Below are 20,399 nucleotides of genomic sequence, written 5' to 3'. Positions count from 1 at the left end.
GAATCCCCGTTCCACACGGTCACGGTCATTTCATTAGCTTAGAGGATGTGAAGAGAAGTTGCAACAAAAAAAACTGCTCTCCCTCGGGAAAGCAGTTTAAAAATTATTATTGTATACATCCAGACGGTTCATTGCCCGTTTAAGTGCCAGTTCTGCCCGTCGAAAATCAATATCGTCCTGCTTTTCTTTCAGGCGGCGTTCCGCACGTTCTTTCGCTTTTCGGGCACGTTCCACATCGATATCCGAGGGAAGTTCTGCCGACTGCGCCAAGATCGTTACTTTGTCGGGACGAACTTCAAGAAATCCGCCGCTTACAGCTATTCTCCGGGAATCGCCGTCCCCTTTCAGTCGCACCGCGCTTATCGTAAGCGGAGCTACCATTGGGATGTGACCGGGCAAAATACCGAGTTCACCGCTTTCCGCCTTGGCACTGACCATATTGAAATCTTCCTCTAATACCGGGCCGTCAGGAGTAACAACACTCACTGTTAGTGTGCTCATGGATCTACCTCCTTCGGCAATGGAATAACAAGTGCCTGCTTAAGAGACACCTGTCATCCTTCCTGTACTTACTCCATGTCCTTCGCTTTTTCTACAACGTCCTCAATACGGCCGACAAGACGGAAGGCGTCTTCCGGAATGTCGTCATGTTTACCGGCAAGGATCTCCTTGAAACCTTTTACAGCTTCCGATACAGGAACGTAGGACCCTTTCTGGCCGGTGAACTGCTCGGCAACGTGGAAGTTCTGGGAAAGGAAGAACTGAATGCGGCGTGCACGGGAAACCGTGAGTTTATCCTCATCCGAAAGTTCATCCATACCGAGAATGGCGATGATATCCTGAAGTTCATTGTATTTCTGCAGCGTCTGCTGCACCTCACGCGCAACGTTGTAATGCTCTTCTCCCACGATATCTGCGTCAAGGGCACGGGACGTGGAAGCAAGCGGGTCCACGGCAGGATAAATACCCTGCTCGGACAACTTACGTTCCAGGTTCGTCGTCGCATCGAGGTGGGCGAACGTCGTCGCAGGAGCCGGGTCTGTATAGTCATCGGCAGGTACGTAGATCGCCTGGATCGATGTTACGGAACCTTTGTCCGTGGACGTGATTCTCTCCTGAAGCTGACCCATTTCCGTTGCCAGAGTCGGCTGGTAACCAACAGCGGAAGGCATACGTCCAAGCAGGGCGGAAACTTCCAGACCTCCTTGGGTAAAACGGAAAATGTTATCAATAAACAGCAGTACGTCCTGCCCCTGTTCATCACGGAAGTGCTCAGCCATCGTAAGTCCTGTAAGCGCGACACGCATACGGGCGCCAGGCGGTTCGTTCATCTGTCCGAACACCATCGCTGTCTTCGAGATAACACCGGAGTCTTTCATTTCGTAGTAAAGGTCGTTCCCTTCACGGGTACGCTCCCCTACACCTGCGAATACGGAAATACCTCCGTGCTCCTGTGCGATGTTGTTGATCAGTTCCTGGATAAGTACTGTTTTCCCTACACCGGCACCGCCGAAGAGACCGATTTTACCACCTTTTACGTAAGGGGCGAGCAGGTCTACGACTTTAATACCCGTTTCAAGAATCTCTGTTTCTGTCGCCAGATGTTCAAACGTAGGCGCCAGTCTGTGAATCGGTTCCCGGCGAACGTCACTCGCAAGCGGTTCGTCGAGGTCGATGTTGTTACCAAGTACGTTGAATACGCGGCCAAGCGTTACGTCCCCTACTGGTACGTTGATTGCACCGCCTGTATCTTTCACTTCAAGTCCTCGCTGCACTCCGTCTGTCGAGCCCATGGAAATGGTACGAACAGCATTGTCACCGAGGTGAAGAGCTACTTCGAATGTCAAATCTTCGCTGCCATCCCGTTCCACAACGAGAGCGTTGTTAATATCAGGGAGTTGGCCATCGTCGAAAGTGACGTCTACGACCGGTCCCATAACCTGTGTTATGCGTCCAACACTCATCTGCTATTCCCTCCTAACTTAACTTCTCCCCCGTCTTACTATTCGAGGGCGGATGCACCACCGACAATTTCGGTGATTTCCTGTGTGATTGCTGCCTGACGGGCACGGTTGTACGTGAGTGACAAGTCGTCGATAAGATCGTCGGCGTTGTCGGTCGCACTTTTCATTGCCGTCATACGTGCAGCATGTTCACTGGCCTTACTGTCTATAAGTGCTCCGTAAATCAGACTTTCCGCATACTGCGGCAGAAGCACTGACAAAATTTCTTCCTGGTTCGGTTCATATTCGTAGGAAGCAGACGATGATTTCGTTGCCTGCTCAGCAGAGATATCGTTGAGCGGAAGTACTTTCGTCTTCTTCACTTCCTGGGTAATCGCACTGACGTAGTGGCTGTAGTAGACGTAAAGTTCATCGATGTCTTCTTCGGTGAAAAGATCGACCGTTTCGGAGGCCAGTTCTTTGATATCTTCAAAGTCAGGCTGGTCGGCCACACCGGTGATTTCTTTATCCACTGCCATATTCCGTTTCCGGAAAAAGTCCCGGCCGATCCGGCCGATGGCTATGATTCTGTACTCGTCGGCAGAGGTATGATTGTTCCAGATGTCCTGATAAGCTTTCCGCAGAATACTTGCGTTGTATGCTCCTGCAAGACCGCGGTCCGAAGTGACGATAACGTAGCCTCTACGTTTCACTTCCCGCTCCTCAAGCATCGGGTGGGATGCATCTCCTCCCCCTTGAGCGATACTGGCGACGACTTCCTGGATTTTCTCACTGTACGGTACGAAGGATTTTGCGTTCTCTTCCGCACGGTTCAGTTTGGAAGCTGAAACCATCTGCATCGCTTTCGTGATCTGTTTCGTTTTTTTCGTGGAACTAATACGACCTTTAATCTCTCTAAGGGATGCCAAGCTGATTCACCACCCTTTCTTAAAAACTCTGTCTGTCCGTCCGTGCAGGAAGGAAGTCTGTTGCGGTCTTCCTTCCTTTTTTAAGACGAAGGTTTTCTGAATCCTTACTGTTTATTCGGCAACTACGAAGGTTTTCTTGAATTCAGTAACCGCTTCGGCCATCACTTCATCGTCCTGAAGTTTGCCTGTTTCGCGGATTTTTTGAAGAAGATCTTTACGGTTGTTATCGAGCCAGTCGTGGAACTCACGCTCGAAACGGGTTACTTCTTCAGTCGGAATGTCATCAATGTACCCTTTTGTAAGAGCATAAATGATCATTACCTGTTTCTCGACGGATATAGGCTGGTGCAGTCCCTGTTTCAGAACTTCCACCGTGCGTGCCCCGCGATTCAGTTTCGCCTGTGTCGCTTTGTCCAGATCCGAACCGAACTGGGCGAATGCCTCAAGCTCACGGAAGGAAGCAAGATCCAGACGAAGTGTACCGGCCACTTTCTTCATAGCTTTAAGCTGGGCGGAACCACCTACACGGGATACGGATAGACCCGGGTTGATCGCCGGTCGTACACCGGAGAAGAACAGGTCGGACTGCAGGAAGATCTGACCATCCGTAATCGAGATGACGTTCGTCGGAATGTAGGCGGAAATGTCTCCGGCCTGTGTTTCGACGAATGGAAGTGCGGTAAGCGAGCCTCCGCCTTTGGCGTCACTCAGTTTTGCCGCACGCTCAAGAAGACGGGAGTGAAGGTAGAATACGTCTCCCGGGAATGCTTCACGGCCTGGCGGACGACGAAGGAGAAGGGAGAGTTCACGATAAGCGGACGCCTGTTTCGACAGGTCATCGTACACGACGAGTACGTGTTTTCCGTTATGCATGAATTCTTCTCCCATGGATACACCGGAGTATGGCGCCAGGTAAAGAAGTGGTGCCGGCTGGGAAGCACTGGCGGTCACGACGATCGTATAATCAAGTGCTCCGCGACGGCGGAGTGTTTCTACAGTACTGCGGACAGTCGATTCTTTCTGACCGATGGCGACGTAGATACAGATCATGTCCTGGTCGTGCTGGTTCAGAATCGTATCCAGTGCTACAGACGTTTTACCGGTCTGACGGTCTCCGATGATCAGCTCACGCTGGCCACGGCCGATCGGTACAAGTGCGTCGATCGCCTTAATACCGGTCTGAAGCGGCTCTTCCACGGACTTACGGTCCATAACGCCTGGAGCCGGAGATTCGATCGGACGGGTTTTCGTCGTTTCGATGTTCCCGAGGCCGTCAACCGGCTGTCCGAGCGGGTTGACGACGCGGCCAAGAAGTTCCTCGCCTACCGGTACCTGCATGATGCGGCCGGTACGACGGACTTCGTCGCCTTCTTTGATATCTGTGAACGGTCCCAATATAACGAGACCGACGTTACTTTCTTCCAGGTTCTGTGCAAGTCCCATAACACCGTTTGAGAATTCAACGAGTTCCCCGGCCATGACGTTATCCAAGCCATGAGCACGGGCGATGCCGTCTCCGACTTCAATGACGGTACCGACATCGGTAACTTCCATGTCTGCTTCATAATTTTCAATCTGTTGTTTAATCAGACTACTGATTTCTTCAGCATTGATGCTCATGCGGTTTCACCCCTATCCTCTATTGTTCGCTGAGAGCAGCTTACGTTCCATTTGATCGAGTTTGCCACGGAGGGATCCGTCGAAAATCCGGTTCCCGATACGTATACGCATTCCACCGAGAAGATCCGGATCCACGCGGTTATCGATAATAAGGGAATCCTTTCCTACTTTCGGTGCAAACGTTCTGGACAAACGCTGTTTCTCATCCTCCGACATTTCCCTTACTGTGTAAACGACAGCTTCCTGCACGCCCTGGTAATCGTTCACCCTGGCAAGGAAACGGTCCGCAAGCGGAACCATAAGGTCCGTACGGTGACGGTCGATAAGAAGGTGAAGCGTGTGAAGCACTTCTTCGGAGAAACCTTTGAAGCTGTTCGTCATGACTTCCTTCTTACGGTCGGCCGGAATGCGTGGATGCTTGAGAACATTTTCTAACGAAGGGTTCTCGCGCGCCACTTTTTTCAATATGTTCATTTCTTCCTGAAAAACATCAAGTTTCGATTTTTCCTGTCCGAGCTCAAAGAGGGCATCTGCGTATCTTTTTGCTACGACTGTCTCGCTCATCGCTCTTCTCCCTGTTCATTCACGTATTGTTCGATAAGCTGTTTCTGATCCTCTTCGGACAGTTCTTTTTCGATAACTTTCGATGCAATCATGACGGACATGGAAGCGACTTGATCTTTAAGCTGCTGTACAGCTTTTTCTTTCTCCTGCTCGATTTCCTGTCGTGCCGATTCTTTCATACGGTCGGACTCGTTTCTTGCAGAAGCGATAATATCTTTCTCCTGTTTTGTAGCCGTCTGACGCGCATCTTCGATGATCTTCTGTGCATCCTGACGCGTCTGTTTCAATTCTTCGGAGGCTTCACGCTGAAGGCGTGCTGCTTCTTCACGGCTTTTCTCCGCTGTTTCTATCTCACCGGAAACGTAATCTTCCCGTTCTTTCATCATATTCATGAGCGGGCCCCACGCAAATTTGCGCAACAGTGCCAGCAAAATGATGAAGAAGAATAACTGGATAATCGCATCTCCGAATGCAAAACCACTTGCCTGAACAATCAGGTTATCAGTCAACCCGTACACAGCTCTCACTCCTTTCTTTCCTCAACATACCTAAACATACATAAGAATAGCGCCGACACCCGGCCCGTTCCCCGATTAACCGTCGGCTTAAAAAGGCGTCAGGTACAAGCGCTAGTGCCAGAAATATATCGTTTCCTACATGTTCTTACCGGGTACCAAACAGATATAAGAAAGGCGAAGATAGACTCCGCCCTGTTCAGATGTACGACATTAGCCGCCGATTACGATAAACGCGATTACAACACCGATGATCGGAACCGCTTCAACCAGAGCCACACCAATGAACATTGTTGTCTGAAGGGCACTGCGAAGCTCCGGCTGACGTGCAATTCCTTCTACCGTACGACTTACGATCAAACCGTTACCAATACCGGCACCAAGTGCTGCCAGTCCTACTGCGATAGCTGCTGCTAAAAGATTCATAATGTAAATCCTCCCCAAATATTTTATTAATGATTAGTTGTTTCAAAAAAATATGTTAATGGTCTTCGCTCACTTTGTGAGACATATAAACCATCGTCAACATAACGAAAATGAATGCCTGGATAAAACCGATGAATGTACTGAAACCCATCCAGGCGACCATCGGCACTGACGCTCCAAGGAAACCGAAGAAACCGCTTGATGCCAGTCCCAGAAGCAGGCTGATAAGAATCTCGCCTGCGTAAATGTTCCCGTAAAGACGCAGACCGAGCGTCAAAGTGTTCGAAAATTCTTCAATGATATTGAAGGGCAGGAGGAACGGCAACGGACGTACATAATCCTTTGCGTACTCTTTGGATCCCTTCAGTTTGATCCCGTAGTAGTGGGTAAGCACCACTACCATGACAGCTAATGTCATCGTTATCAGAGGATCTGCAGTCGGTGACTTCCACCATAACGTGTGTCCGACAGTTCCGGTAACGATAACCCCCAGCATGTTTGAGACAAATATGTAGAGGAATAACGTTAAACCAAGCGGCAGAAACATCTTTCCTGTTCGCCAGTCCATGTTGGTGCCGATGATATTCTTTATAAAATCGACGGTCCACTCAATCACATTCTGCATGCCTTTCGGGTGTCGCTGCAGATTCCTTGTTGCTGCAACGCACACAATAAAGACTATGAGAGACGCGACAAACATCATGAGGACGTTCGACAGGTTAAAAGTTAACCATGGTATGCCAAACGCTTCATTCCACATTGGTGCTTCGTGATCCAATCTCTTCACCTCTCTTCCATCTTACTATCCTTGCTAGAATTAATGAAGGCATCTATAAAAATGACAACCGTAGCTGTCATCAGGCCCGATACTACGCCAATTAAATGGAAGTATTCTTCGAATTGAAGGGCGACAACGACGGCGAGCGCTCCGCTCGCAAGTCTCGTGAACGTGCCGATCCCCTTCATCGACTTATTGGCGGCTACTGTTTCCCCGAGCTGCTTCATCTTGCGCTGCATCAACCACAGATTGTAGAAGCTGAGTACGGTGCCGAGAAGTGTCCCGAGGAAAAATGCTTTCCATGGAGTAAGTCCATAGGCGAGAACCAATAGTGCGAGAAGGTAGAACATCCATTTACGTTGACGGGTCGCCATAACATCAAAGTCTTTCAAGTTAATCGTCCCCCGTGTACTTCCTTACTAAATGAATCGTTCCGTATGTACCTGCTGAAAGACCGGTCAGGAGACCGAGAATCAGAAACAGCGGGTCACTCCCGAACTGTCCGTCCACCCATTTGCCGGCATAGATACCGACGAGGATGCCTCCTGCCAGCTGTGATGATATGGCGCTGACAAGACCGATTGTCCGGAACGAACCGTTCGATTTTCCCATACACCGTCTCACCCGTTCCCTTTGTGTGCAAGCTTTTCTTTGCATGAAAACCTTATCATTCCACACTATGTAAGATTACATTAGCACTGTTGTAGTGTCAATAATTTGTGGAATAAAAGTGTAAACAATAAACCCGGTTTTTTTCACATTTCTGCCACATTTCAGCAAGGAAATTTAAAAGGGTGTGCAAACGTTTGTTCCATAAGGGGTGATCCCTCCTGCAACAGGGGGGATCGGAGATAAACACCCGAACCTGTCCCGGGGTCAGACGGCTTTCATTCGATTTCGAACGGGGCCGGTTTTCTGTCGGTCTTTCCGAAGAAATACCGGAGTCCTTCCGCGATACGGGCAGACGCCTGGCCATCCCCGTACGGATTGGAGGCTCCTGACATTTTTGCATGGGCCTCCGGGTCCGAAAGTAACTCATCGGCCAGTCTGAATATGTTTTCCTCGTCCGTCCCGGCCAGTTTTATCGTGCCCGCATCTATCCCCTCCGGACGTTCCGTAGTGTCACGGAGAACCAGTACAGGGACGCCGAGAGAAGGTGCTTCCTCCTGCACGCCGCCGGAATCGGTAAGAATAAGGTGGGCCCGGGAGGCGAAATTATGAAAATCGATGACGTCGAGCGGAGAGATCAGCTTGATCCTCTCCCAGCCTCCGAGAATATCTTCTGCGGTTTCCTGTACTTCCGGATTCAGGTGAACCGGGTATACGACTACCACGTCCTTATGAGTCTCAACGATCCGCTTCACAGCCCTGAACATTCTTTTCATATTCATACCGAGATTCTCGCGCCGGTGGGCAGTCATAAGTACGAGGCGACGTCCTTCCAGCGAATCGAACACTTTACTGGAATACGCCTCATCCACCGTCGTTTTAAGGGAATCAATCGCCGTGTTTCCGGTGACGAAAATCTGATCTTCCCTTTTGTTTTCAAGAAGCAGATTGTCCCTTGCCTGATTGGTGGGGGCAAAGTGGAGATCGGCGAGCACCCCGGTCAGCTGACGGTTCATCTCCTCAGGGAAAGGAGTCTTTTTATCCCACGTCCGGAGTCCCGCCTCCACGTGGGCCACCGGAATCTGATTGTAAAATCCGGTCAGGGAGGCGACAAACGTCGTCGTCGTATCCCCGTGGACAAGTATGATATCCGGAGCTGCCTCCTTCATCACTTCATCCAGCCCCTCCATCGCACCGGTGGTAACGTGGGCAAGCGTCTGTTTCTTTTTCATGACGTTCAAATCGTAGTCGGGTCTGATATCGAAGATCGAGAGTACCTGGTCGAGCATTTCCCGGTGCTGGGCCGTGACGGCCACTGACGTTTCGAAATCATTGCTCCGCTTTTTCAATTCAAGAACGAGAGGAGCCATTTTAATAGCCTCCGGTCTCGTTCCGAACACTGTCAGCACTTTAATCGGACGTGACATAGCCACTTCCTACTTCGTTCCGTACAGACGGTCGCCTGCGTCCCCGAGACCGGGTACGATGTATCCTTTTTCATCAAGCTTCTCATCGAGAGCCGCTAAATAGATATCCACGTCAGGGTGGGCTTCCTGCATCAGCCTCACGCCTTCCGGAGCTGCCACGAGACACATGAGACGGATCTGTTTCGCCCCGCGTTTTTTCAGGGAGTGAATAGCTTCGATTGCCGAACCGCCGGTAGCAAGCATCGGGTCGAGAACGATGAGTTCGCGTTCGCTGATATCACTCGGCATTTTCACGTAGTACTCTACCGGTTTCAACGTTTCCGGATCACGATAAAGCCCCACGTGGCCGATTTTAGCTGCCGGAATCATATTTACCATCCCGTCGACCATGCCGAGACCGGCACGCAGAATAGGTACCAGACCGACTTTCTTTCCGGACAGGACTTTCGCTTTTGCATCATCGACGACCGGGGTCTGGATATCCACTTCCTCGACCGGAAGATCCCGGGTAATTTCAAACGCCATCAGTGTAGCCACTTCGTCCACAAGCTCCCGGAAATCTTTCGTTCCCGTCTCTTTTTTCCTTATGTACGTCAGTTTATGCTGGATCAGCGGATGGTCCAGTACGTAAACGTTACTCATCGAAGCACTCTCCTTCGTTAATTTTATTCATATCTGTCTTATTGTACTGAATAATAAGCTGTTTTGCAACGAGGGACAAAAGGTTTAAAAATTCGTAACATAACCATGTCTAAGTGCTTACAGAACTTACGATTTTCCACACAAAAAGCCGCTCTCAGACGAGCGACTTTTCGTTTATTCGTATTATTCATCCGCACTTTCCAGGGAGGGGTAAAGCGGGAAGCGGGACGTAAGCGCACGTACACGTTCCTTCGCTTCTTTCAGTTTCCCGGGCTCTTCATGGTGATCGAGGGTGAATGCGATCAGATCCCCGATCTCCTTCATCTCTTCCTCTTTGAAACCGCGCGTCGTTACGGCTGCCGTACCGACACGGATACCGCTTGTCACGAACGGGCTTTCCGGATCGAATGGAATCGTATTCTTGTTCGTAGTGATACCTACTTCGTCCAGCGCCTTTTCGGCCACTTTTCCTGTCAGGCCTTTATTGCGCAGGTCAAGAAGAAGGAGATGATTCTCCGTACCGCCGGAGACGAGACGGATATCATTCTGCTGCAGTGCTTCTCCGAGTTTCTTCGCATTACTGATGATCTGGCTCGAGTAGTCCTTGAAGGAACTGTCGAGAATTTCTTTGAATGCGACGGCTTTCGCAGCGATGATGTGCATCAGCGGGCCGCCCTGCATGCCGGGAAAAACGTTTTTGTCGAGTTTCTTCGCGAATTCCTCCTTGCAGAGGATCATCCCTCCACGTGGACCGCGAAGAGTTTTATGTGTAGTCGTCGTTACAAAGTGAGCATGCGGAACGGGATCGGAATGATGCCCGGTTGCCACAAGTCCGGCTACGTGTGCCATGTCCACGAGCAGGTACGCGCCTACTTCGTCCGCGATTTCACGGAAACGGGCGAAGTCGATGTCGCGGGGATAGGCACTTGCTCCTGCAACGATAAGTTTCGGCTGAACTTCTTTCGCCCTTTCGAGAACGGCGTCATAATCGATCAGTTCCGATTCCTTATCCACCCCGTACTCTTCGAAGTTGTAGAGGGAGCCGCTGAAGTTCACCGGGCTGCCGTGCGTCAGATGACCGCCGTGGTTCAGATTCATTCCGAGCACGGTATCCCCGGGATTCAAAACGGTGAAATAAACTGCCATGTTCGCCTGGGAACCGGAGTGGGACTGGACGTTCGCGTGTTCTGCGTTAAAAATCTCTTTCGCCCGGTCCCGGGCCAGGTTTTCCGCTTCATCGACGAATTCGCAGCCGCCGTAGTAGCGTTTACCCGGGTATCCTTCGGCATATTTGTTCGTCATTACAGAGCCCATCGCTTCCATAACCGCTTCGGAAGTGAAGTTTTCGGATGCAATCAGTTCGATATTATAGTCCTGACGGTGGTGTTCCTTCTGGATAGATGCAAACAGTTCCGGGTCTTGCGATTTCAGTTGTTTCATCGATTCGTATTCCCCTTTCGTCTTTCCCTCGTTATTTTCTCTTCCTGGCGATGCCTCGTTTCATTCGTACTCCGCACGCGGTCCGCCTATCATAGGCGGTCTCGTTCTGGCAGCCCGGGCCCTCGCTTCTCCTACTGAGGTCTGATCGAGGCGGAGCGGTACGGCGACATGTTTCAAATGCATGCCGATCATCGTTTCACCGATATCCACACCGGCTTCCGCTTCCATACTCTCAACCAGGACAGGGTCCTGCATCTCGCGGTAAGCATGCGCCGCCATCGCCCCTCCTGCTTTCGGTACCGGTACAGCAGCGACGATACGGCCCCCGCAGCGCTCAGCCGTCTGCCTTTCAACGACGAGAGCGCGGTTCAGATGCTCACAGCACTGAAAGGCAAGCGACATTCCGGTTCTTTCCCTGAAACGTAAAAATTCCGTGTACAGGTCCCGGGCGACTTCCCCGCTGCCGGACGTGCCTATTTTACGGCCGTGGACTTCGCTTGTGGAACATCCGACCACGAGCGTGCCTCCGGTCATATATCCGGTGTCCGAGAGCTGCTGCAGAAGGGCGGTTATATCCTGTTGTATATTCATAAAGCTGTCCCTCCCTCTCCACGCGAAAGTGTATTGTTCCTTCTTCAAAAAAAGAGAAGCATGAGCTTCTCTATAAAACTTTCCTTTATTGTATTACTAATTTCTGTTTTCGGCAATGTTCGGGTTTTGGCATCATGCCGCCTGAACGGCTCTCTCCGGAACTTTATTTATCGCCGGTCTTATCAATAAGCAGATCGATATACTTCTCCAGTTCGCGGTAGGTTTCCCTGTACATTTCCACATCCGCCCCGAACGGATCCGACACGTTCACATCCGGAAAAGAATCTTCCAGTTCCTCGATTTCTTCGAGCTCTTCACGACATGCTTCCTGCCATTTTTCACTTACATCTTCTGTTTCTTCCTGCCGAAGCTGATTTCTTTTCTCTTCCACCCGACTGTACAGTGATTTCAGACGGTCCCATTTCTCTTCGGGCACGAGAACGTATTCCTTCAGGGTGAACAGTTTATCTTCATACCCCTGATACTGCATGGCGATCGTCTGTTTGTGGCCCTCCGTCATCGTAAGAACGAGATCCGCCCAGGAAAGGAGCTCCGGCGATACAGGCTGGGAATTGCCATCGGTACTTACTCCTTCTTCTTCCATCACCTGCATGGCTCCCCGGGACACAGGGGAACCGTGGCCGGCGAACATTCCGGCGGAACGGACGTCGTGTCCTGAGGTTTTATTTTTCAGAATGGCCTCAGCCATCGGACTTCTGCACGTATTACCTGTACAAACAAACAAGATATTCATCATATTTCTCCTCCCGTTCCTCGTAAATTCCGGCTGCGCGGTTACGGCTTCCTCACACGACAGTGTGGTCCGCCGCTTTCCGTAGACGGTTCATGACTGCCGTGCCCATCCCCGCTTCTTTGAACGTTTCACATAAAATAAGGTCGATCTCCGTATCGGAAAAAGAGCGGAGCGCGCTGTACAGCCCTCCGGCCACTTCTCCCATGTCCTCCCGGGAGCCGCACTCCACGAGTGGTTCATGATCCAGTTTCCGTGCCAGTTCCCGGCTTGCGATGACACCTATCTTTTTCCCTTCCTCTTTGTAATACTTCAGGGCAGTGACGAACCTCCCGTCATCCCCTTCCACGAGCCACAGCGGTACATCCGGCGCATAGTGACGATACTTCATGCCTGGAGATTTCGGCCGGTCCCCGGCTCCTTCCAGAGCAGGATCCACCTGCACCTCACCGAATACTCGCTCCAGATCTTCTTTCGTTATTCCGCCCGGACGTAAAATCACAGGGACCTCCGAAGTACAGTCCACAACTGTCGACTCCACCCCGACTCCCGTCGGACCACCATCGACAATGCCCGTGATTTTGCCGTTCAAATCTTCATACACGTGCCCTGCCGTCGTAGGAGAAGGCTTCCCTGAACTGTTGGCGCTCGGAGCAGCTATAGGCACTCCTGCTTTCGACAGCAGTTCCAGTGCGACCGGGTGATCCGGCATACGCACCCCTATCGTATCAAGGTTCGACGTGACGTTCGGTGCCGCCTCATGATTCGAGGGAACAATGACAGTAAGCGGACCCGGCCAGAACGCATCCATGCACTTCTCGGCCGTCTCCGACCAGGAAGAAGCGATTGCACTCAGCTGGCTGCGCTCACCGATGTGGACAATGAGCGGGTTGTCCGCAGGACGGCCTTTGGCTTTGAATATTTTACTTACCGCTTCTTCACTCGTAGCATCCGCCCCGAGGCCGTACACCGTTTCCGTCGGAAAGGCTACCGTTTCTTTCTGGCGCAGAGCCTCTACCGCTCCGCTCAATCCTTCCTCCATCGTCCATATCTTCGTACGCATTTTTTAATCCCCTTTATTCCGGTTTTCTCTACTATCCATTATGGACAAAGCTGAAGATACAGGCAAGCATGAGCACGCCGGGTGGTATAGCGTTCATCCACAGCTTTTTCCACAATAAACGAAGTTATACACAACTATAAATCAAATAATAATAACGTTATCAACTTTTTATACACACTATCCACAAATAACACCGGAGGTTTATCCACTTATCCACAGAATACAATCCGGAGGAAATGCCTTCCGTAAAAAAAAGCCCCTGTCCGAAAAGGGACAGAGGCTCAGGGAACTAGTGACAGGCGGTGACGAAGCGATCTTTTCCGTTCAGGTCTTTATGAACATGTAAACGGTACCCGGGCAGCGCTTCTCCGAGAAGCCGGGCTACCGCCTCCCCTTGAGTATGTCCGATTTCGAAAGCTGCCAGCCGCGGTTTTTGGAGGCGTTCCTTCAGCTCCCGGCACATCGCTGCGTATGCCGCCAGACCGTCTTCTTCCGCAAACAGGGCGAGTTCCGGATCGTAATCCCTGACCGTCGTATCCAGTTCTTCTTTTTCTCTCCAGGAGATATAAGGCGGATTGGAAACGAGAATATCCACATGTTCTCCTTCAAGCGGAGTAAGAAAACTCCCTTCAAAGAAGCGGACCTCTGCCCGGAGACGCTCCGAATTCTGACGGGCGATTTCGAGCGCGGCGGGCGAGATATCGGTTGCGGACACTTCCGCTTCCGTTTCCAGAGCAAGCGTAACGGCGAGCACACCGCTCCCCGTGCCGATATCAGCGATCCGCTCACCCGTCCCTGCACAGGATCTGACAAGATCCATCAGCTCCTCCGTTTCCTGACGCGGAATGAGAACGTCAGGGGTGACCGTGAAGTGCCGGCCATAAAAGTGGGCTTCCCCGGTGATATGCTGGTACGGTTTACCGGTCAGAGCGTGGGTTCTGACTGCTTCCATGAAGGAGTGCTGCTCTTCTGAGGAGAGTGGGCGGTCGCCTTCAAGATGAAGAGCCGGACCTTCGAGCCCCGTATAAAACTCGAGCAGGAGTTCCCCTACTCTCTCCTCTCGTCCGTACTCCCGTAAAAAAGAAGAAGCCCGGTGAAGAGCTTCTCTGATCGTCATCGTATCCATATTATTGCCCGATCTCTTCAAGCTTCTTCGCCTGTTCTTCCATGAGCAGCGGTTCGATGATCTGATCGAGGTTCCCCTGAAGCACCTGGTCGAGCTTCTGCAGCGTGAGACCGATGCGGTGGTCGGTGACACGCGTCTGCGGGAAGTTGTACGTACGGATCCGTTCAGAACGGTCTCCTGTACCGACAGCCGATTTACGGCTTTCATCATACTCTTCCTGTGCTTCCCGCTCGTACTTGTCGTAAATACGGGCCCGCAGAATCTGCATCGCTTTTTCCTTGTTCTTAATCTGGGACTTTCCGTCCTGACAGGAGGCTATGATACCCGTCGGTTCGTGGGTAAGACGTACGGCGGACATCGTCGTGTTGACACTCTGACCGCCCGGACCGCTTGATGCGAACGTGTCCACGCGTATATCTTTTTCGTGGATATCCACTTCGACATCTTCCGCTTCCGGCAGACAGACGACGGTCGCGGTCGACGTATGAATGCGGCCTCCGGATTCGGTTTCCGGCACACGCTGTACGCGGTGTGCTCCGCTTTCATACTTGAAGCGGGAGAACGCTCCTTCTCCCTTGATCATAAACGTAATTTCTTTGTAGCCTCCGACTTCACTCGCCGTGGAATCGATGACTTCCGTTTTCCACCCTTTTCCTTCTGCGTAGCGTGTATACATACGGTACAAATCACCCGCGAACAGAGCAGCTTCATCACCGCCGGCTGCTCCACGTACTTCAAGAATAACGTTTTTGCTGTCGTTCGGGTCTTTCGGCAGCATAAGAACGCGCAGTTCTTCCTCGAGTTCTTCTTTGCGGGAAGTGAGTTCGCTCAACTCTTCTTTCGCCATCTCTTTCATTTCCTCATCCGTTTCGTCTTCAAGCATCTCTTTCGTTTCGTCTATCTGTGAAGTCACACTTTTGTATTCCTGATAGAAGCGGACCGTGTCCGAAAGATCGGACTGCTCCTTCGAGTACTCACGCAGCTTCTTCGTATCGCTGATGACTTCCGGGTCACTCAGCAGCTCGTTCAGTTTATCGTATCGATCTTCCAATGTCTGTAACCGTTCGATCATTTTCTTCACCTCTACTTTTCTCTACCGATTGTCATTATATTATAGGGAGACCCCGGATACAACCGCGCCCCCGTCCTTTACAGTGGGGGATTCCCGTGACATTTACGACAGACCGGGTAGTACGCATCATTTCCGCCGATCTGGATCTGTTCTCCGGAGTAGACCGGCTTTCCGGCTTCATTCACCCGCAGGTTCATCACCGCTTTCTTCTCACAGAACCAGCAGATCGTTTTCATTTCTTCGATTTTATCTGCATACAAAAGGAAATACTTACTTCCGTCAAACAGCTCGTTCTGAAAATCGTTTTTGAGACCGAATCCCATGACCGGGATGTTCAGCCGGTCCACTATTTTCGTAAGCTGCAGTACGTGTTCTTTATCCAGGAACTGTGCCTCATCGACGAGGACACAGTACGGCTGTTCCTCTTCCTGCTTCACCGTTTCGTACAGATCGGTTTCTTCGAAAATCGGATAAGCTTTCCGGCGCAGACCGATCCGCGAAGAAACGTATCCGATTTCATCCCGGTCGTCGAGCCCCGGTGTGAATATGAGCACCGGTTTATTCTGCTCTTCGTAGTTATGGGCGACTTTTATGATTTCGATTGATTTTCCGCTGTTCATTGCCCCGTATTTAAAATACAGTTGTGCCATGTGCAGACTCCCCTTTTTTCTAAGCGCTTCTCCCATTATACACAAAAATAACGGTCGTGCAGATGTCCCCGTTTCTCTCAAAATTTTTTCCTTCGCTTCAGCACGGTCCGGTGCGACCTGAAGGTAACGATCCTCCCCGAATCGTTACAATGGGTACTGAAAAATGGAGCCGAAGGTCACGATTTCTGCCTAATCCTTCCCTTCGGCTCCGTTTTTTTAAGCTCAAAGGCACGAAAAACACCTTCACCGGTCCTCCGCCAATAAAAAAACAGGCATATGCCGGAAGCGACATCTGCCTGTTCTCTGTAAACTTCCCAAAACGATCAGGAAAGGTTGTATTTTTTCTTGAAACGGTCTACACGGCCACCAGCTTTGTCCGCTTTCTGTTTACCTGTGTAGAACGGATGAGATGCAGAGCTGATCTCTACACGGATCAACGGGTACGAGTTACCGTCTTCCCATTCGATCGTCTCATCGGAAGTCTGAGTAGATCCTGTAAGAATCTTGTAATCAGAGCTTGTGTCTAGGAATACAACTTTCTGGTATTCTGGATGAATGTCTTTTTTCATTACTCTTCCACTCCTTTTTGCCCTGAGCCCTTTTTCAGCACAGAGTTATTGTAAGAGCCGTTTCGGGTGTAATCTGTCCCTTGACTGAAACTCACATAGAGTGATTATAGCAGGTCGCTGTCTGTAATGCAACCTGTGATTGCAGGCTTTACTTTTTAGATGTCTGATTCATCTCCTTATCCATCACGTCGAAGAATTCACGGTTGTCTTTCGATTTCTTCATGCGGCGCAGGAAGCGTTCGTAGAAATCGTGGGAGCTCGTCATCGCCTGACGGATCGCCCACATTTTCTCCAGCTGTTCTTTCGAAAGAAGCAGTTCCTCTTTTCGCGTGCCGGACCGTTTCAGATCGATCGACGGGAAGATCCTTCGCTCCGCCAGATTGCGGTCGAGATGAAGTTCCATATTACCGGTGCCCTTGAATTCTTCATAAATGACGTCGTCCATCTTCGAACCGGTATCCACCAGAGCCGTAGCAAGAATGGTGAGACTGCCGCCTTCTTCGATGTTACGCGCGGCTCCGAAGAACCTTTTCGGACGGTGGAAAGAAGCAGGATCGATACCACCTGAAAGCGTGCGCCCGCTCGGCGGAATCACCAGGTTGTAAGCTCTGGCAAGACGAGTGATACTGTCCATCAGTACAATCACGTCCCGTTTATGTTCCACGAGACGCATCGACCGCTCGAGGACCAGTTCCGAAACTTTGATATGGTTCTCCGGCACTTCATCGAACGTGGAGGAGACTACATCCACATCCGGAGCTACCGAACGTTCGATATCCGTCACTTCTTCCGGACGCTCGTCGACGAGAAGAATGATCAGTTTCGAGTCGGGATGGTTTTTGGCTATACTGTTCGCCATCTGCTTCAGAAGCATCGTTTTCCCGGCTTTCGGCGGAGCGACGATAAGCCCGCGCTGGCCGTACCCGACAGGAGCCATTACATCCATGATCCTCGTTGCCAGCTGATTTTGCGCCACTTCGAGATTCATGTGACGATCCGGATAGAGCGGGGTCAACGCCGGAAAGTGTACCCGCTGCTTGGCGGAGTCCGGGTCTTCCCCGTTCACTGCGTCCACGTGCAGCAGGCCGTAGTACCGTTCGTTCTCCTTCGGCGGGCGGACTTTACCGGAGACTTTGTCCCCGTTCCTTAAATCGAATCTTCTTATCTGGGAAGCCGAAATATAGATGTCCTCCGCACTCGGGGAGTAGTTGATTGGCCGCAGGAAACCGAAACCTTCCGAAGGGATGATTTCGAGAATGCCGTCCATGAATAGATAGCCGTCCTTTTCGGCCTGTGCTTTCAGGATGGCAAATATAAGTTCACGCTTTGTCAGTTTGGAGTAATAGGACACTTTGTATTCACGTGCCTTGTCATAGAGTTCTTTCAATTTCAATGTTTCCAAGCTGGAAATGTTCAATTCCGCCACAAAATCACCACTTTAATTAATTTTTGAATCCGTACAATGTCTCGACAGCTTATGAATGTTGAAGAAATATAGAGAAGGTGCTGGAGTGATTGTTCTGAAGCTTACCGAGGCAGGTGTCTTTAAAACATATTCAGTTTACATCTTATCACATCTTCACTTCAATAGGAGGTTTGACGCACTTCTTAAAAAATCGGGGTGGAAAAATGCTTTTCATAATAAAAAACTCAAAAGGGTAAGCGTACCCCTCTTGAGTTTCGTCAGTACTTCTGGAACTGCTCCTGCTTCGTTTCGCTGATTTCTTCGTACCACATATTGGCACCTATACTGTTCAGTTTCTCCACCATATTTTCGTAACCGCGCTCGATGTGTTCGACGCCGCGAATCTCTGTCACCCCGTCAGCCATCAGGCCGGCGATAACGAGCGCCGCTCCGGCACGAAGATCGGAAGCCCGGACCCGGGCCCCCTGAAGAGGGACCGGACCTTCCACAATTGCATACCCTTCATACTCTTTCACTTTGGCGTTCATCCGTCTCAATTCATCGATATGTTTGAACCGGGACGGGTAAATAGTATCAGTTACCACCGCACTGCCTTCGGCTTTCGTCAGAAGTGAAGTGAACGGCTGCTGCAGGTCGGTCGGAAAGCCGGGATATACGAACGTTTTCACATCCACACTCTTATATGTTTCAGGCGGACGTATGTACAGCTGATCATCCTTCTCTTCAATCGTCACCCCCGTCTCCCTCAGTTTAGCCAGCAGGGAGTCGAGGTGCTGGGGGATGACGTTATCAAGGATGACCCCGTTCCCCTGAGCCGATGCGAGAATCGCGTACGTCCCTGCTTCAATGCGGTCCGGAATGATCGTGTGCCGGCAGCCGGAAAGATGTTCGACACCTTCGATACGGACCACGTCGGTCCCCGCCCCTTTGATATTCGCTCCCATGCTGGACAGAAGGGTGGCGACGTCAATGATCTCAGGTTCTTTCGCCGCATTTTCGATGAGCGTCTTCCCTTCGGCCCTTACGGCTGCAAGCATAATATTGATCGTGGCACCGACGCTGGCCATATCCAGGTAAATCCGTGCACCCTTCAGTTTCTCGGCCCGGATACAGATGGAGCCCTGTTCATTCGTGACTTCCGCTCCAAGTGCTTCGAAACCTTTAATGTGCTGGTCGATCGGACGGGGACCCAGATGGCAGCCTCCGGGCATCCCGAGTACGGCTTTGTTGAAACGTCCGAGCATTGCTCCCATGAAATAATAGGAAGCCCGCAATTTCTTCACCCGGCCATTCGGAAGTGCGAGAGGAGCCATTCCGGAAGGGTCGATGTGAATGGTTCTTCCCTCTTCGGTCACTTCCCCGCCGATCTCCCGGAGCAGTCCGCTCAGCGTCTCAAGGTCCGAAATATCCGGCAGGCCTTCGATGGTCACCGGTGATTCAGCCAGGATGGCTGCCGGAAGCAGAGCTACGGCACTGTTCTTCGCTCCGCTGACACGAAGGGTCCCCTCCAGAGGCCTGCCGCCTTCTATCATTAGTTTATGCATATCGGACTCCTCACTTTACACATTCCTGTGCAACTTATTTATTTTGAGCACTGTTCCAGTCGTTCAGAAATTTCTCGATCCCCTGATCGGTGAGCGGATGTTTCACGAGCTGATGAAGGACTTTGAAAGGAATCGTCGAAATATGCGCCCCGTTCAAAGCTGCTTCGTGGACGTGCATCGGGTGGCGAACGGAAGCTGCGATAATCTCCGTGTCGATGGCGTGACGGTCAAAAACTTCAGCAATCTGCGCAATCAGATCCATACCATTGTGGCCGATATCATCCAGACGACCGAGGAATGGGGACACGTAGGAAGCGCCGGCACGCGCTGCAAGAAGCGCCTGATTCACAGAGAAAACGAGAGTGACGTTCGTTTTTACGTTCAGGTCTGAAAGTTGCTTCACCGCTTTCAGTCCCTCCATCGTCATCGGAACTTTCACCGTAATGTTCGGGGCGATTGCAGCCAGTTCCTTGGCTTCTTTCATCATACCGTCCACGTCCTCAGAAACGACTTCCGCACTGACAGACCCGTCCACCTCCGAAGTGATCTCACGGAGACGATCGTGGAAGGAAACACCTTCTTTCGCTACCAGGGAAGGGTTGGTGGTCACACCCGAAAGCAGCCCGAGGGCATTCGCTTCCCTTATTTCGTCTATGTTTGCAGTATCAATGAAAAATTTCATAACTGATTTCCCCCTTATAAGTGTGATTGCGT

General features: G+C 51.0%; 23 protein-coding genes. All 23 read right to left on the bottom strand.

Annotated features, from left to right (window positions below; genetic code table 11):
- Nucleotides 1-96 precede the first annotated feature (96 nt).
- The 23 genes from BW931_RS09000 to fsa all read right to left on the bottom strand — a co-directional run bounded on the left by BW931_RS09000 (nucleotide 97) and on the right by fsa (nucleotide 20,367).
- Nucleotides 97-501 (bottom strand): F0F1 ATP synthase subunit epsilon, encoded by a 405-nt coding sequence (locus BW931_RS09000; RefSeq protein WP_008590457.1) that lies wholly within the window; start codon nucleotides 499-501, stop codon nucleotides 97-99.
- 68 nt (nucleotides 502-569) lie between these two features.
- Complete coding sequence (gene atpD / locus BW931_RS08995; protein ID WP_076571683.1) at nucleotides 570-1,964, bottom strand: F0F1 ATP synthase subunit beta; 1,395 nt, start codon at nucleotides 1,962-1,964, stop codon at nucleotides 570-572.
- A 38-nt stretch (nucleotides 1,965-2,002) separates the two neighbouring features.
- The gene (locus BW931_RS08990; protein WP_008590460.1) at nucleotides 2,003-2,872 is read right to left on the bottom strand and encodes a F0F1 ATP synthase subunit gamma; all 870 of its coding nucleotides are present in this window, start codon (nucleotides 2,870-2,872) and stop codon (nucleotides 2,003-2,005) included.
- Nucleotides 2,873-2,983: 111 nt separating this feature from the next.
- Nucleotides 2,984-4,492: a F0F1 ATP synthase subunit alpha gene (gene atpA, locus BW931_RS08985; RefSeq protein WP_076571680.1), complete on the bottom strand. Its 1,509-nt coding sequence runs from the start codon at nucleotides 4,490-4,492 to the stop codon at nucleotides 2,984-2,986.
- 12 nt (nucleotides 4,493-4,504) lie between these two features.
- Entirely contained in the window at nucleotides 4,505-5,056 is a 552-nt protein-coding gene (locus tag BW931_RS08980; protein ID WP_008590463.1) for a F0F1 ATP synthase subunit delta, read from the bottom strand.
- Nucleotides 5,053-5,574 carry a F0F1 ATP synthase subunit B gene (atpF, locus tag BW931_RS08975; protein ID WP_076571677.1) on the bottom strand — a complete coding sequence of 174 codons (522 nt, stop codon included), beginning with the start codon at nucleotides 5,572-5,574 and terminating at the stop codon, nucleotides 5,053-5,055. The genes BW931_RS08980 and atpF overlap by 4 nt, the downstream gene beginning before the upstream one ends.
- Before the next feature lie 210 nt (nucleotides 5,575-5,784).
- Nucleotides 5,785-5,997 (bottom strand): F0F1 ATP synthase subunit C, encoded by a 213-nt coding sequence (atpE, locus tag BW931_RS08970; RefSeq protein ID WP_008590466.1) that lies wholly within the window; start codon nucleotides 5,995-5,997, stop codon nucleotides 5,785-5,787.
- 55 nt (nucleotides 5,998-6,052) lie between these two features.
- Complete coding sequence (gene atpB, locus BW931_RS08965) at nucleotides 6,053-6,775, bottom strand: F0F1 ATP synthase subunit A (RefSeq protein ID WP_008590467.1); 723 nt, start codon at nucleotides 6,773-6,775, stop codon at nucleotides 6,053-6,055.
- A gap of 5 nt (nucleotides 6,776-6,780) precedes the next feature.
- Complete coding sequence (locus tag BW931_RS08960) at nucleotides 6,781-7,167, bottom strand: ATP synthase subunit I (protein WP_008590468.1); 387 nt, start codon at nucleotides 7,165-7,167, stop codon at nucleotides 6,781-6,783.
- 1 nt (nucleotide 7,168) lies between these two features.
- On the bottom strand, nucleotides 7,169-7,387 hold the full coding sequence (locus BW931_RS08955; protein ID WP_008590469.1) for an AtpZ/AtpI family protein: 219 nt from the start codon (nucleotides 7,385-7,387) through the stop codon (nucleotides 7,169-7,171).
- Nucleotides 7,388-7,662: 275 nt separating this feature from the next.
- Nucleotides 7,663-8,811: a non-hydrolyzing UDP-N-acetylglucosamine 2-epimerase gene (gene wecB / locus BW931_RS08950; protein ID WP_076571674.1), complete on the bottom strand. Its 1,149-nt coding sequence runs from the start codon at nucleotides 8,809-8,811 to the stop codon at nucleotides 7,663-7,665.
- Between the two features lie 9 nt (nucleotides 8,812-8,820).
- The gene (upp, locus tag BW931_RS08945) at nucleotides 8,821-9,453 is read right to left on the bottom strand and encodes a uracil phosphoribosyltransferase (RefSeq protein WP_008590474.1); all 633 of its coding nucleotides are present in this window, start codon (nucleotides 9,451-9,453) and stop codon (nucleotides 8,821-8,823) included.
- Nucleotides 9,454-9,636: 183 nt separating this feature from the next.
- The gene (locus BW931_RS08940) at nucleotides 9,637-10,893 is read right to left on the bottom strand and encodes a serine hydroxymethyltransferase (protein WP_008590476.1); all 1,257 of its coding nucleotides are present in this window, start codon (nucleotides 10,891-10,893) and stop codon (nucleotides 9,637-9,639) included.
- A gap of 60 nt (nucleotides 10,894-10,953) precedes the next feature.
- Nucleotides 10,954-11,484, bottom strand: coding sequence for a TIGR01440 family protein (locus BW931_RS08935; RefSeq protein WP_076571671.1), 531 nt, complete (start codon nucleotides 11,482-11,484; stop codon nucleotides 10,954-10,956).
- A 163-nt stretch (nucleotides 11,485-11,647) separates the two neighbouring features.
- Complete coding sequence (locus BW931_RS08930; RefSeq protein ID WP_234972610.1) at nucleotides 11,648-12,241, bottom strand: low molecular weight protein arginine phosphatase; 594 nt, start codon at nucleotides 12,239-12,241, stop codon at nucleotides 11,648-11,650.
- A gap of 49 nt (nucleotides 12,242-12,290) precedes the next feature.
- Complete coding sequence (locus BW931_RS08925; protein ID WP_076571669.1) at nucleotides 12,291-13,298, bottom strand: L-threonylcarbamoyladenylate synthase; 1,008 nt, start codon at nucleotides 13,296-13,298, stop codon at nucleotides 12,291-12,293.
- Nucleotides 13,299-13,587: 289 nt separating this feature from the next.
- A complete protein-coding gene (prmC, locus tag BW931_RS08920; protein WP_084193895.1) occupies nucleotides 13,588-14,424 on the bottom strand; it encodes a peptide chain release factor N(5)-glutamine methyltransferase in 837 nt (278 codons plus the stop codon).
- 1 nt (nucleotide 14,425) lies between these two features.
- On the bottom strand, nucleotides 14,426-15,496 hold the full coding sequence (prfA, locus tag BW931_RS08915) for a peptide chain release factor 1 (protein WP_076571667.1): 1,071 nt from the start codon (nucleotides 15,494-15,496) through the stop codon (nucleotides 14,426-14,428).
- A 77-nt stretch (nucleotides 15,497-15,573) separates the two neighbouring features.
- Nucleotides 15,574-16,146: a thymidine kinase gene (locus tag BW931_RS08910; protein WP_008590487.1), complete on the bottom strand. Its 573-nt coding sequence runs from the start codon at nucleotides 16,144-16,146 to the stop codon at nucleotides 15,574-15,576.
- A 323-nt stretch (nucleotides 16,147-16,469) separates the two neighbouring features.
- Nucleotides 16,470-16,715 (bottom strand): type B 50S ribosomal protein L31, encoded by a 246-nt coding sequence (locus BW931_RS08905; RefSeq protein ID WP_008590489.1) that lies wholly within the window; start codon nucleotides 16,713-16,715, stop codon nucleotides 16,470-16,472.
- A gap of 148 nt (nucleotides 16,716-16,863) precedes the next feature.
- Nucleotides 16,864-18,141 carry a transcription termination factor Rho gene (rho, locus tag BW931_RS08900; protein WP_008590492.1) on the bottom strand — a complete coding sequence of 426 codons (1,278 nt, stop codon included), beginning with the start codon at nucleotides 18,139-18,141 and terminating at the stop codon, nucleotides 16,864-16,866.
- Nucleotides 18,142-18,398: 257 nt separating this feature from the next.
- Nucleotides 18,399-19,685 carry a UDP-N-acetylglucosamine 1-carboxyvinyltransferase gene (locus BW931_RS08895; protein ID WP_008590495.1) on the bottom strand — a complete coding sequence of 429 codons (1,287 nt, stop codon included), beginning with the start codon at nucleotides 19,683-19,685 and terminating at the stop codon, nucleotides 18,399-18,401.
- 34 nt (nucleotides 19,686-19,719) lie between these two features.
- Nucleotides 19,720-20,367 carry a fructose-6-phosphate aldolase gene (gene fsa, locus BW931_RS08890; RefSeq protein ID WP_008590497.1) on the bottom strand — a complete coding sequence of 216 codons (648 nt, stop codon included), beginning with the start codon at nucleotides 20,365-20,367 and terminating at the stop codon, nucleotides 19,720-19,722.
- Between the last annotated feature and the right edge of the window lie 32 nt (nucleotides 20,368-20,399).

It is taken from the genome of Salimicrobium salexigens (genome assembly GCF_900156705.1).
GTDB classification, from domain to species: domain Bacteria; phylum Bacillota; class Bacilli; order Bacillales; family Halobacillaceae; genus Salimicrobium; species Salimicrobium album.
Note: the sequence above shows the minus strand (reverse complement) of the source record. Positions and strands in the feature narration are given on the sequence as shown.